Origin of the sequence: Aurantiacibacter marinus (genome assembly GCF_001021555.1) — a bacterium.
In the GTDB taxonomy this organism is placed as follows: Bacteria; Pseudomonadota; Alphaproteobacteria; order Sphingomonadales; family Sphingomonadaceae; genus Alteraurantiacibacter; species Alteraurantiacibacter marinus.
The window spans coordinates 948,527-962,398 of the sequence record NZ_LDCP01000001.1; the positions used below are offsets into that span (position 1 = coordinate 948,527).

General features: G+C 56.2%; 9 protein-coding genes. 4 read left to right on the top strand and 5 right to left on the bottom strand.

Translation table 11 applies throughout. From position 1 onward, the window contains the following. Positions 1–180: 180 nt before the first annotated feature. On the bottom strand, positions 181–1,866 hold the full coding sequence (locus AB731_RS04590) for a BCCT family transporter (RefSeq protein ID WP_047092232.1): 1,686 nt from the start codon (positions 1,864–1,866) through the stop codon (positions 181–183). A 362-nt stretch (positions 1,867–2,228) separates the two neighbouring features. Beyond that, a complete protein-coding gene (locus AB731_RS04595) occupies positions 2,229–2,675 on the bottom strand; it encodes a hypothetical protein (RefSeq protein WP_407921640.1) in 447 nt (148 codons plus the stop codon). A gap of 619 nt (positions 2,676–3,294) precedes the next feature. On the opposite strand from AB731_RS04595, the gene AB731_RS04600 reads away from it, so the two are divergent. After that, on the top strand, positions 3,295–5,058 hold the full coding sequence (locus AB731_RS04600) for a winged helix-turn-helix domain-containing protein (protein WP_047310194.1): 1,764 nt from the start codon (positions 3,295–3,297) through the stop codon (positions 5,056–5,058). Between the two features lie 48 nt (positions 5,059–5,106). On the opposite strand, the gene AB731_RS04605 is transcribed toward AB731_RS04600, so the two are convergent. Together AB731_RS04605 and AB731_RS04610 are read right to left on the bottom strand one after the other, a co-directional pair. Beyond that, complete coding sequence (locus AB731_RS04605; RefSeq protein ID WP_047092230.1) at positions 5,107–6,156, bottom strand: LacI family DNA-binding transcriptional regulator; 1,050 nt, start codon at positions 6,154–6,156, stop codon at positions 5,107–5,109. Between the two features lie 10 nt (positions 6,157–6,166). After that, positions 6,167–7,504 (bottom strand): MFS transporter, encoded by a 1,338-nt coding sequence (locus tag AB731_RS04610; RefSeq protein ID WP_047092229.1) that lies wholly within the window; start codon positions 7,502–7,504, stop codon positions 6,167–6,169. A gap of 170 nt (positions 7,505–7,674) precedes the next feature. Here AB731_RS04610 and AB731_RS04615 point away from each other — a divergent pair, with 170 nt between their 5' ends. The 3 genes from AB731_RS04615 to AB731_RS04625 all read left to right on the top strand — a co-directional run bounded on the left by AB731_RS04615 (position 7,675) and on the right by AB731_RS04625 (position 12,308). Next, the gene (locus tag AB731_RS04615; RefSeq protein WP_047092228.1) at positions 7,675–10,143 is read left to right on the top strand and encodes a TonB-dependent receptor; all 2,469 of its coding nucleotides are present in this window, start codon (positions 7,675–7,677) and stop codon (positions 10,141–10,143) included. Positions 10,144–10,311: 168 nt separating this feature from the next. Next, entirely contained in the window at positions 10,312–11,421 is a 1,110-nt protein-coding gene (locus tag AB731_RS04620; RefSeq protein ID WP_047093033.1) for a glycoside hydrolase family 68 protein, read from the top strand. Between the two features lie 17 nt (positions 11,422–11,438). Further along, positions 11,439–12,308 carry an ROK family protein gene (locus AB731_RS04625; protein WP_047092227.1) on the top strand — a complete coding sequence of 290 codons (870 nt, stop codon included), beginning with the start codon at positions 11,439–11,441 and terminating at the stop codon, positions 12,306–12,308. 205 nt (positions 12,309–12,513) lie between these two features. Here AB731_RS04625 and AB731_RS04630 read toward each other — a convergent pair whose 3' ends face one another. After that, entirely contained in the window at positions 12,514–13,710 is a 1,197-nt protein-coding gene (locus AB731_RS04630; RefSeq protein WP_047092226.1) for a DUF418 domain-containing protein, read from the bottom strand. Positions 13,711–13,872: the final 162 nt, after the last annotated feature.

A 13,872-nucleotide genomic window follows, 5' to 3' on the forward strand; every position in this document is an offset into this window, starting at 1 on the left:
AATGTAAATAAAAGATGAGAATATATATAATATTGATTTTTTCACTCATACTATATGAAGAAGTTAAAGATTGTATTCTATTTTTATTCCGGTTTATTGGAGAATAAATGCAGTATAATTTAAGTGGTAAATATTCTATATTCTATTTCATTCTGATAATGAGTTTTATTACTTCTAATTCTACTCTTCTGGCTGCCATCCCTCACAGGCAAGGGCAGTAGTCGGCACGCCGTGATGCTTTCGGATCAAATCGAATGTGATCGCCTTGATGATCGAAACGGCCATCAGCGCCACCACGACAGAGAAAGGAAGTGCGCCAATTATCATGGTGATGCGGATAGCATCTATCCCCCCGATGATCAGCATGGAGCCGACTACAAAGGCCAGCGCCGCACCCCAAAACAGGATATGATTGCGATGCTGACCTTCATTCTCGCCCGCGCCATTGATCGTATTGACGATCAGGATGGCGCTGTCCGCACTGGTGATAAGATATGTCATCAGCAGAAGCACGACGAGGCCGGAAACAACCGATGCCAGGGCAGGATCGAGCAGCACGGCCAGTGTTGCGAACAGTTGATCGGAGATCGGCGCCGCGACAATGCTGCCTTGCGCCGCTCCGCTCAGTTCCAGATCGATCGCCGTGCCGCCCACCAGCGACATCCACGCAAAGCACATCAACGAAGGCACAAGCATAACGCCCAGCACATATTCGCGGACGGTGCGGCCGCGTGAAATGCGGGCAATGAACATGCCCACAAAAGGCGCGAAGGCAATCCACCATGCCCAATAAAACACCGACCAATCCAGCTGCCACTGAACCAGCGCATTGCCGGTTTCACTGCCGTCGCTTGAAAACAGGGTCAGCGCGGTCTGGGGAAGGGTGCGCAAATAGTCGTAGATCCCGGTGCCGAGCAGCTTCAGGCCGAACATGCCGGAACCCACCACGGCAAACAGCGCCAGCAGCGCGAAGGACAGGCCCATGTTCAGATTGGAAAGCCATTTGATCCCGCGGCCTACGCCGGACAATGCGCTCAGTGTCGATGCGCCGACCAGTAACACAAGCGAGATGATGATGGCGGCAGGAGTAGAGCTGCCCTCCGCATCCAGCAGCCAGTCTCCGACCCCCAGCCGGTAAAGACCGGCCACGAATTGCTCCACGCCGAGGCCCATCGTTACGGCCACACCAAGGATTGTTGCCACAACTGCGACAATGTCCACGACATGCCCGGCATTGCCGGACATTACCTTGCCGAATAGCGGTGCCAGCGCAGAACGGATGGTCAGCGGCAAGTTGCGGCGATAGGCGACATAGCCGATGGCAAGGCCAACAAGTCCGTATGTTCCCCAGGCCGCGAGGCCCCAGTGAAGGAAGGTGTAAACATATGCCGGACGGACAGCTTCCTGCGTAAGCGGATCAATCGTGCCGCGTATGATGTCCGGGTTGTTGGCGAAATGTGCCATCGGCTCTCCGACTGAATACGTCAGCATTCCGATCCCGATTCCAGCCCCGAACAGCATGGAGAACCAGCTGAAGCGGCCAAATTCTGCCTTCTCGCCAGGATTGCCGATGCGCAGGCTGCCTGTCTGCGGAACAATCGCCAGCACCAGAGCAACCAGCATGACCGCAGCGACAAGATAGACATACCAGCCGGAAAAGGTGGAGATGATGCTCGTATTGGCAGCGGCCAGTGTTGCGCCTGCGCTGACCGGAAAGAAAATCGCCCACATGATGATCAGCGCAACGATAATCTTCGCCGGAATTGTTACAGACCGGCTGAACCCGTCGTAAAATCCGCTGTCATGCGTCTTGATCAGAAGTTTGATAAGTGGAGGGGCGATCTGGTTTCGGGTTTTTTCCGACATTTTTTCTCAGTTTAGGGGTAAGATTTTCCGTGCAGCTTCGCACGAGAGGCAACCAACTTTGCGTTTCTTGCCAGGGGACGCAGAGCATAGGGATGCGCTCTGCGAAAGCAAACCTCCCGAAGGTATATCCAGATCGCTTGCCTGGAATTCGTCCAGATGCGCACCCCGCAGAGCAGGGCGAGCCAGCTCCTGATGGCAACAACGCAAAGTGATGCAGCCTCCGATAAATCGAACGCTCTGCCGCCAATGTTCGGAAGGTTAGCCCGGCGGATGAAGGGTCGCTAATTCATCCGCCGGACTAGGTTGTGGCTTGCCTGGATGGCGCAAAACTGCGCTCCTTCCGGCAAGGCCAAGCTGTCAAATCAGCGAATTGTGTATTCCTGCAACACCATCGTGCCACGCACGGTGCGGTATTCGGCGCGGTCGCCTGCTGCCGCTTCCATCTGGGCATCTGTCATCTCACGCCATGCCCGATATTCATTTCCGCGGCGTTCGCTTTCCGCCGCATCAGGCACGGAAGGATATGTCACCATCAGGTACAGGTCGGGTTCGCCGTCGCGTGCATCGACATTGGAGTAAATCCTGTAGTCGCTGATCCAGCCGTTCGATTTGGCAAATTCCTGATTTCGGGCCCACTCGCTGGCCAGGTAATTCGCATATGCCAGACCGCCACCGTCTTCGATCGTGATGCCCGTCATGCTGGTGTATTCGCCCCCCACCAGCGGGAAGTCCTGTGCTGCTGCGACGCCGGGCAGAACCGCCGGGGCTGCGACCAGAGCTGCGCTGGCAGCCATCAACAGATGCTTCATCAATTTCACTGGGTATTCTCCTGTCATCAACCCACGGTGTTGAGGGTATTGCTAAAAAGCCTTCGAATTTGCTGGGAGTTAGGGTGGCCCGTAGACCGGCTTCCCCCAGGTTCTGGCGCATTGCTTCAGGCAGTCTCCGATCATGATGGTCCGATCGGCCCATTGGTCGGCGTACGATTGGGTTCTGACCAGCAATCGAGAGACTGCGGCGCCTGCCGGAACCGCGCAACGCAATGCGGCCCCTCGAAAAATCGGCAGCACAGGAATTTCTGCCTGTGCTGCCGAAGGTTCGCAATTCCAGCTTGTTACCAAGAACCTAAGCTCTCCGTAGAGCAGGCGACGGCGGCTTTGACTGCGCCTGCCGCCAGTCGTCTGGTACCTGCTCTTTCTGATCATGATTACGCCCCCCGACATCAGATCCGGTGCGCGCTTGGTAATCGGGATTCTCGGTTGAGGTCCTGATCTTCCGGTTAGATTATTCTTATGAATTTCTTAGGTCTTGTATTTATTCAACAAATTTGTTGTTCTCATACAATTACTAATGCGTTAGATGTCCGCCTGCGCAACTATCGGAGCGTGCCCGCGATTATTTGATACCGGGTTTTTGGGGGATGTCTTCATGAATGACACAGCGTCATCGACGTTCGCGCTTGAAGCGTTCGTTATCGATGGCGTGCTTGTGGAGCCATCGGCTCTTCGTCTTTCCAGTTCTATGGGCCAAACTACTCTAGAGCCAAAAGTAATGGCGCTGCTGGTCGCGCTTTCCCAAAAGCCGGGAGAGCTGTGGCAAAGAAATGAATTACTCGGAGCAATCTGGGCCAACGGTTCTGGTAGCGATGAAGGCCTCAGCAGGCTTGTTTCGCTCCTCCGAAAAACCCTGGCGAGCGATCACGGCCTCGAAAACACCGTCAAGACAATACCCAAATTGGGATACAGGCTGGACGCCTCAGTGGAATTGCCTGACCCGGAGGGGACCGCGAAACAAGCGGCGGCGAGCCCGGCAATCGAAGCAATCGGACCGGGCAATGCCGTAGCGGCACAGAGCAGATTGAGCAGGATACATGTGTTCATCGTGGCTGCCTTGGTGCTGGCCGGCATCGCATTTATCTGGTTTCCGCAAGACAATCGGAATTCGGTCAACGCTGCATCGCAAATTGCAAACAATCAGGCGCGTATTTCGCTGGCGGTTCTGCCGATTGAGTTGATGAAGGGGGTCGAGGATCGGCCATTTCTGGCAGAGGGCATGACACGTGATCTGACCGCAGCCCTGTCACAGGTGTCCAATGCATGGGTCGCGCCATACAGTTCCACCAGGCTACTGTCGGGCAACATGGTTGATGCGGTCGCTGCGGCAGAAGATCTGGACGTCCAGTATGTCATCACCGGCGCAATGGGGGTGCAGGGTGACCTGCTGATCCTGCGAATTGATTTGGCTGACATGATCGACAACCGGCAAATATGGTCGAAACGCTTCGCGAGGCCGCTGGACAGTTTTTATGAACTGGAAGATGAAATCGTTCGCGAAATTTCCACGTCGATTTTCTCCGAAATTCAGGCATCCGAAATCGCCAGCGTAAGCAGCCGGGACGAATTTGACCTCTCTGTGTACGAACTGCTTCAGAAAGCAGAATCGGAACGGTACGCCTATGGACGGGAGCCAGCCATGCGGATCGTATCCTACCTGCGCCGTGCCCTGGCAATTGATCCGGACAATTATTCATCCCGTGCAGCAATGGCCATCCAATTGGCGCAAAATGTCATCAGCGGTTTTTCGGATGATCCCGCTCGCGATGCCCCGCTTGCGCTAAGGTATCTGGATGAAATGAGGGCGATTGCGCCCAACGATCCGAAAGTCCTTACATCATCTGCGATGGTCCAATATTATATCAATGGTGACATGCAGCAAGCGCGCGGATTGTTGGAACAATCACTCGCCATTGATCCGAACGAACCGCACGCCGCCGTGGTGCTTGGTCTGATCCGGTGTTATTCGGGCCAGGCCGACGCAGGCCTGACGCTTATTCGCAACGCGGAAGTCCGGGCACCTCGTGACCCCCGCTATGGAATCTGGGCGTGGTTCAGAGGTGCCTGCCAATCGGTACAGGGCGATCTGGAAAGTGCCGAACGGGCCGCTGACGAAGCTATCTTGCGCAATCCAAACTATCCTGCGTTCTATTTTGCTTCAGCCAGTTTCAAATGCCTTCTGGGGAAAAACAAACAGGCACAGGATACGGTCCGGCTTGCTGCAAGGCTCGACAGCGCGTTCGGCCAGCAGGACTATGAGAGACTGCTTTCCACCGCCGGTTTTCCTGGCACCCCCGGCAAGTCCCGTAACGAGGTCTTCAGGCAAATGCGCACATGTCTGGCGAGCGACATAGAGTGAGCCCGCGGCTCGCGTGAGGCAGGGCCTACACGATTTGCCTGCCGATCATCATGCCGTTCCCCGCACAACGAGTTTGGGCGGCAGGACGAGGCTTTCGGTTTCCTCGCCTTGCAAACGGCGCAGCAGCAAATCCACCAGTCCATGGGCACCTGCCTGGATATCCTGGCGGATGGTCGTCAACGCCGGCAAAGTCTGTTCCGCGATGGGCAAGTCATCGAAGCCAACGATCTTGATCTGGTCAGGTACAGCGATGCCGAGCTTTCGAAGTTCCTGAAGGCAGGTAAAAGCGATCGTGTCGCTGGCCGCGAACACGCCGTCGATCTCGCCGTGGTGTTCGGCAAGGAACCTGGAAAGTTCCTGGGCAGTTTGCGCGGGTGAAAGATGGGTGGACACAGCTGTAATGGTCGCACCCATGCTGTTCGCAATATCACACGCCCCGGCATATCGTGCGGCAAATTCAAACGGGGCGGTATCGCCGAAAAACGCGAGGCGCGTCGCGCCTGCGGCGATCAATCTCTCCGCCGCGAGCCGTCCGCCCAACCGGTTGTCTGCCCCTACCACGCAGTGCCGTTGCCCTTCCTGGTGGTTGCCCCAGACGACCATGGGCAAATAGCCATCAGCCACTTCTTCGATACGGGCGAACTGGTTCGACTGACCGATTACGATAACCCCGTCGATCATACCTGATCCGATAAATCGATCGAGCCAATCCTCATCACGGTCCGGGATAACCCGGCGAAGCATGATGTCGTAGCCCTTCTCTGTCAGCTCGTCCGCCAGATGGCCCAGGAGAGTCATGAAAAAGCTGTCCGAAACCTGCTGTTCGCGATCATGGCCCAGCGGGATAACAACGCCGATTACGCCGGTCTTCTGGCGGCGCAACTTGCTCGCCATTTGATTAGGCTGAAATCCATGCTCGCGCGCGAGCGCCTGAATGCGCTCCCGTGTTTTTGTGTTCACCAGGCTCTTGCCCGCCAGCGCGCGGGACACCGTGCCTGGCGACACGCCTGCGACCCGAGCAAGATCGGTAATTGTTCGGATCGGGCGCACTTTTGCTTCCGGATCGATGCTGCCTTCCAACTCGCTCTTTCTGTTCATCCAAAGCCCCTCAAACCGCTGTAACCGGCTTCTGTTCGCGTGGCACACGGTGGCCAGCATCGACAAACATAGTCGCCAATGCACCCAGCAGCATCAATCCGCCACCCAAAAGCAGGACATTGCGAGGATCGCCGCCCAATACCGGCTCGTAAATCAGAGGCATCGTCAAGGTCTGGAATAGCATGGGCAGAACGATGAACATGTTGAAGATGCCCATATAAATGCCATTGCGATCAGCAGGAATGGAATCCGCCAGCATGACATATGTGTTGCCCATCATCCCGGCCCAACCGATACCGATGCCAATCATCAGCACGAAAAGCGCGGCCGGAGTCTGGACACCGGGGATCATCAACATCGCGATACCGGATGCTGTAAGGCAAACGGCGTGAACTGCCCGTGCGCCCAGTCTAGCGACAATCGGGATCAAAAGCAGGGCGCCCAGGAATGCAATGAAATTGTACAGCGCTCCGGCTTGCTGGGTTGTCAGTGTTGCCTCACGGAAGGCCGCAGTCGACGGATCGGACGTGTCATACAGCGACCGGCCAACTGCAAAGGTAATATACTGCCAATAGGCGAACATGGCATACCACTGGCATAACATGGCAAGCGCAAGCTGGCGCATGGGTTTGGGCATATCCCTGATGGCATCCACGATTTCACGGGCAGTATCGCGCACGGTCATCGGCTTGGCATCGATAGCGGCCTGTTCTTCTGCATCCAGCGGCAATTCGGGCACGCGCCATACCGACCACACTATGGTGCTGATCGACAATATCGCACCGATGATAAACGCAATCCGCACAATGACCGGGATGCCATTGTCATCCAGCACATCCTGCGCAACGAAAGCTGTCAGCAAGGTCGGGGCAAGGTAGGACAAGGTTTGTGCCAATCCGGTAAATGCACTTTGTGTCAGGAAACCGACTGATCGCTGACCGGGCTCGAGCCTGTCCGCCACATAGGCGCGGTAAGGTTCCATGGTGATATTGTTGCCCGCATCGAGAATCCAGAGCAGGCTGGCAGCCATCCATAACGTGCTGGAATAGGGCATCAGAAACAGGCTGATGGTGCAGATTATCGCGCCGATCAGGAAGTACGGTGTGCGCCGGCCCATGCGGCTGCTGGTGCGGTCGCTCATCGCCCCGACGATTGGCTGGATAATGAGCCCGGTCATTGGGCCGGCAAGCCATAACAGCGGCATTGTCGCTTCGTCTGCGCCAAGGAAGCCGTAGATCGGCCCCATGTTGGCCTGCTGCAATCCAAAACTGAACTGCAGACCGAAAAAGCCGATATTCATTTCGATGATTCGCAGCAGCGAAAGCCGCGGTTTTCCGGCGCTTGCCATCAATCCTGTCCTCTCAAACCGGAACGCTCTTTTGGCGATCCCTGTCCCTGCGTACACAAAAATGTGATTTATGCAAACGTTTGCATAAATGTGTTGCAAACGTTTGCATTGCATTTATGTCTAGATGGCGAATCGCGTTCAAAGCGCGAGCGATTGAGGAGAGATAAGCAATGAAATTCCGCCACGTCCTGGCCTATAGTGTCGCATTGTCGGCATTTTCCGTTCCCGCCTTTGCGCAAGATAACGATCCCGCCGAAGAAGGAGCCGAAACCGAGGTAAACACCATCTTCGTCACGGCTGTTGCTCGCGGCGGTAACGAGCTTGAGACATCGGTTTCCTTGAGCTTCATCGATTCCGATACAATCACACAGCTCAACCCGCAGTCTTCTGCTGATCTGGTCCGCCAGATCCCCGGAATCCGGGCCGAGGCATCGGGCGGTGAAGGCAATGCCAACATCGCCGTCCGCGGAATACCGGTCTCTACCGGAGGCGCGCGCTATATCCAGTTGCAGGAAGATGGTCTGCCAATCCTGGAATTTGGTGACATCGTGTTCGGCAATGCAGATAATTTCCTGCGCGCCGATCGCAATGTCGGCCGCGTTGAAGCGGTTCGCGGTGGTTCAGCGTCGACATTTGCCTCGAACTCTCCGGGCGGCGTGATAAACTTCATCTCCAAGACCGGCCAACAGGAAGGCGGCGCGGTCGCGGGGACTATCGGCCTTGATCATGAAACCTACCGGCTTGATTTCGATTATGGCGCCAGCCTGACCGACGACAGCTATTTCCATATCGGCGGCTTCTATCGCACCGGTGAAGGCCCCCGTGATATTGGCTACAACGGCAGCAATGGCGGCCAGATCCGCGCAAATTTCACGCAAGAATTCGATGGCGGCTATATTCGCATTTACGGCAAGTACCTGGACGACACCACGCCAACGATCCTGCCGCAGCCAGTGTTCGTTGGCGGGACCGCGTCTGATCCTGACTATCAGGCGGTCAGCAATTTCGACCCGCGTACAGATTCGCTCTACAGCCGGTATATCACCACGTCCGCTACGCTGGATGGTAACAACAACCAGACTACATTCGACATTCATGATGGTCTGTCGGTTCAGTCAGCTTCGCTTGGCCTCGAAGCGGAAGTGGAATTCGCTGACGGCTGGGTTTTGACAGAGCGTTTCCGGTTTGCCGATAATTCTGGCAGTTTTGTCTCGCCGTTCCCGGCCAGTGCGGGCTCTGCCCAGTCCATTGCCGATGGTATTGGCGGTGCAGGTTCGACACTTGAATTCGCGTCCGGCCCGAACATGGGCATGGCAGCCGATCCGGCGTCCATTGGCGGCAACGGCCTGCTGACGAATATCGTTCTGTTCAACGTGCGCCTCAACAGCCTCGACAACATTTCGAACGACCTGCGTATCTCGCGGGAATTCGATCTTGGCGGCGCATCGGCCCTGTTTACCACAGGCTTCTATGCCTCGCGTCAGGAAGTGGACACGGATTGGCTCTGGACCTCTTTTGTGCAGACAATCGAAGGTAATGGTGAATCTGTGCTGGTCGATGTCCGCGATGCGGGCGGCGATCTCGTCACGCAAAACGGAGTTGTCGGCTTTGGAGCAAGCTTCTTCGGCAATTGCTGCCGCCGCAATTACGATGTCAGCTATGATACCTATGCACCGTTCGCATCTATATCGGTCGAAACCGGCGATCTGACGCTGGATGCCAGCGTGCGTTATGACTTCGGCTCCGCAAACGGCACGATCACGGGTGCAGACAGCGGATTCGGCACCGGCACGACATCATTTGATTTCAATAATGATGGCAGCATCGATCCAGCCGAAGCACAGACGAGCATTTTGCCACTGACCAATGCGAGGCCGGTAAATTACGATTACGATTTCTTCTCGTTTTCGTTGGGTGCAAACTATCTTCTGACGGACGATCTTTCGATCTTCGCTCGTTACAGTCAGGGTGGCCGCCATACTGCTGACCGCAGCCTGTTCTCGCCAGCCATCAGCGCCGTTGATGGCAGCCTGCCAGGCGGTGACAGCGGTGTGATTGCGGAAGTCGATCAGATTGAGGCCGGCCTGAAATACCAGGGCAGCGGTTTGCGCCTTTACGCAACGGCCTTCTACGCAGAAACGGCTGAGACAAATGTCGAGATCGCGCCTCTGCTACTTACTGACAACACATACGAAGCCTTTGGCCTCGAGCTGGAAGGCAGCTACGCCTTCGGGCCGTTCTCGCTTTCCGCAGGTGGCACATGGACCGATTCTGAAATCGTCGATGCCAACAATGCTGCCATCATCGGCAACACGCCCCGCCGTCAGGCAGACTTCGTGTATCAAGCTACGGCCCAGTATGAAGATGACTTCTTCACCACTGGCTTGAACCTGATCGGCACAACCGAAAGCTTCACCCAGGACAACAACGATCTGGTGCTGCCTGCATATACTCAGGTGAATGCCTTCCTTGCAGTTCGCCCGCTCGACCGGCTGGAACTTTCGCTGAATGCAAATAACCTCTTCAATGCATTCGGTTATACCGAGGCTGAAGAAGGTTCGATCCCGGGCAACGGGCTTATTCGGGCGCGTTCGATTGCAGGCCGTACGGTCTCGGCATCGGTCCGGATCGACTTCTGATCCACTAGCGGATTACTTTGGCCGGCGGACATTTCTCCCTTGTCCGCCGGCCAATCAATAGAGCAAACGTACAGCTTCACCCGTTTGGGTCCGACGCAGCAGTGCGCTTGATAGATGAAGGTGAGAGGCATGAATGCGAGCGCGATCGATTTGAGCAACCCAAGGCCCGTGACCAAATCCTGGACAGCTCAAATGCTTGACGGACTGCAACTTGGCAGCACGAACCAGGCCCCTGTTCTGGATGCGGACCAAGCCCGTCCGATGTCTCCTGAGCTTGACGTTTGGGACGCGTGGCCACTTGCCGATGCAGGCGGTCAGCCTGTGGCATGGAAAGGCGGAGAGCTTTGGTTTGCGCTCTCGGTGCCACGGTCAGAAGACCCGGAACAACGCCATCATCTGGCGCGCATTCATCACTTTCACCGGATCGGTGACACATTCCAGCATGTTGGATCCACTTTTCCCGATGGCTTCACTCCGGGCGCGAGGGAATGGTCAGGTTCTGCGCGGCTAGTCGAGGGGAACGTCACCATGTTCTTCACCGCGGCCGGAGAGAGGGGCGACACGCAGCTTTCCTACAAGCAGCGACTGTTTTCGTCGTCGACTACCTGGCTGGATGGAGACGCCCCATTTTCCCAGTGGTCCATTCCCGAAGAGATATTCACAGCGGACGGAGAAGTCTATCGTCCGGCGGACCAAAACGAAGGAGAGCCCGGCAAAATCAAGGCTTTTCGCGATCCCGCACATTACCGTGACGCGGGGGGCAATGACTTCGTTTTGTTTACCGGATCATCGGCCAGCAAGCCGGGCGCTCACGACGGTGTGATCGGTCTTGCCGCAGCGATTGAGGGCGGCGGTTACCGACTATCAGCGCCGCTGATTGATGCCTCTGGCGTGAATAACGAACTCGAACGCCCGCATATCGTCGAGCATGCGGGACGGCTCTACCTGTTCTGGTCAACCCAGCGCGGTGTTTTTGCGCCGGGTGTCGAAGCGCCAACGGGTCTTTACGGAGCCACCGCTGAAACACTCGCCGGTCCGTGGGACTTGCTGAACGGTAGCGGCCTTGTCGTTGCCAATCCCGCCGAATGTCCGACACAGGCTTACAGTTGGTGGGTCCTGCCTGATCTTACTGTTGCCAGCTTTATAGATTACTGGGGCCCGGAAGATCGGTCTTCCTCCGAATTGCATACGCGGCGTGCCCGTTTCGGCGGCACGTTTGCGCCGTTTCTCCAGATCGCTCTGGAGGGCAACCGATCACAGCTGGTACATGGCGGATGACGCAAGAGAGTAGGCCTATGTTGGCAGCTATCGAAGCTGGGGGAACCAAATTTGTTCTGGCAGTCGGTCATGCATCTGGTGCGATCGCGGCCAGACATGAAATTCCCACGCGCACGCCGGAAGAAACGTTGGCGGAGGCCGCCAGCTGGATCCAGTCGCAGGGCCCGGTTGCCGCCATTGGTATCGCCGCATTCGGTCCGGCGCAGCTTGATCGGAACGCTGCTGACTGGGGGCATATTCTCGGCACGCCAAAGCCTGGTTGGACGCACTGTGACATCGCCGGATACTTTGCCAACCGGTTTGAAATTCCCGTTGGATTTGATACCGATGTCAACGGTGCCGCGCTTGGCGAATATCGTCTTGGTGCGGGGCGCATGACGGGCGGCATGGCCTATATCACGGTGGGGACCGGTATTGGCGGAGGCATCATCGTTAATGGCGAAATCGTGCATGGCGTAAGCCATCCGGAAATGGGCCACTTCTACCCACGCCGCGAAGCATCTGACCGCGCGTTTGCCGGTGTGTGTCCGTATCACGGCGATTGTCTGGAGGGGTTGGCCAGCGGACCAGCGATTCTTGCCCGGTGGGGCCGCAATTTGTCGGACTTGCCAGATGATCATGAGGCCCATGGATTGGTCGCCGGGTATCTTGCCCAGCTATGCCATACGCTGTTCGCTTTCTGTGCGGTTGAGTGCATTGTCATGGGGGGCGGAGTGATGAAGACGCCCGGGCTTCTGGAACGTGTCCATGCGTCAGCGCAGTCACTGGACAATCGCTATCTTCCGGGGGGCGCCCGACATCAAATCGTGTCTCCGAAACTTGGAAATGATGCCGGGATCGTCGGAGCCCTGCGGCTTGCAAACGCAAGCCGCAACTTGTCTCCTTAACACTCTATTTCCAAAGGAAAGACGGAGTAAAGGCCGTGGCCTATTGCGGTAGATGCGATACTGGCTGGTCGGCGGCCACAGACTCTCAATCTCTTATTCTCTCAGTCTCAACACCCCAGAAGCGTCAAACCGGCCACTACTTTCCAGGCATCTTTTCCTCGTCAGTTCCTAAGAGCGAGATGCAGCCATCACCGAGCTTACCCAGTCACGCTGGCTGAGCACTTTTGCGCAGCGGCACGTTCCAGTCGTTCAGGGTCGCCGCACGCCAGGTCCACTCCAGCGGCCCATAGCGATATCGCGCATACCACCAATGTGCGAACAGGATCTGCAATCCAAAAAAGGCGATTGCGAGCAAGATTCTCGTTTGCGTGTCCCACACCTCAGCCATTCCGAGCCCGAATTGATACAGTATGGGAACGGCGACAAATGAATGCGCGACATAGAGCGTGAGTGTCATCCGCCCGGGACCCTTGAACAGGCCAACGAGCCGTTGCATTGGCGAATTCCACAGGAGCGCCAAAAGTCCGATTTGCGCTGCTATTGCGCTGATCCCTATCCACTGGAACAGGATCGCGCGTTCGGTAAAGGGTCCGATCGCAAACTCTGCGCCCGATGGTGATCCGGGGACTATTGGCTTCACGATGAATTCGAGGATCGCGAAGATGGTGCCGGCAATAAGCACCAGTGCCAATGCAATCCCGCGATCTTTCGCGATGCGGGCGAAGAAACCTGTGCGCTGGATGACAACGCCAACGGCAAACAGTCCGGCAATCTCGCTTACCCTGCCGAACGACCAGTTTATTGACCACTTGACGAGGTTGCCCTCGATCATATTGGCCCTGATGAGTTCCCCCAAGCTACCGTTTCTGAAGACATCCCAAAGGCCGGACCTGGCATAATAGGGCTCTGAAGCCGCAAAGGCATTGCCTGATTGAGCCAAAGCCCACTGGATGAGCAGCGGGATCTGAAGGAAAAACAGGCCCGCAATTGCCAGCAGTGCGTAATTGCTTCGAACTCTGTCCAGCGGGATGAGCAGAAGGCCCAAAAACGCGAGCAACCGGAGAATTTCAGGGGAATACAGCAGGGAGTGGACAAACCCGATCGCCAAAAGCAGCAATAGTCGCCACGCGAAACGGCCCGTGAAGTCAACGCCGCGTCCGCGCTGGTTGGCCATGATTGTTGCGAAACTGAAACCGAAAAGCAGTGCGAATATCGCGAAAGCCTTGCTCCCGAAGAGGAAGAAAATGGCCTGCCCCCACGGATCGTCAGTCCCTCGCGACAGACCGACACCAAATGCTTCAGCCGCATGCACCATGAGCAGGCCGAATAAAGCGAAGCCTCGAAGGGCATCGACAAATTCAATGCGTTCAGGCCGAACCTGTACATTGCTTATGCCATTCATCGAATTTACCCCGCCCTGTACTTCCGGCGCGACCCAATGGGCATAGTCGCTGAATGGTTTCGTTTGTCAACGTAGCGCCCAGAATAAACCGATCTCGATTTGATTTATCGTTGCACCAATGCCGCCAGCCAAACGATTAACCGCCGATTGGATGCAAAATAC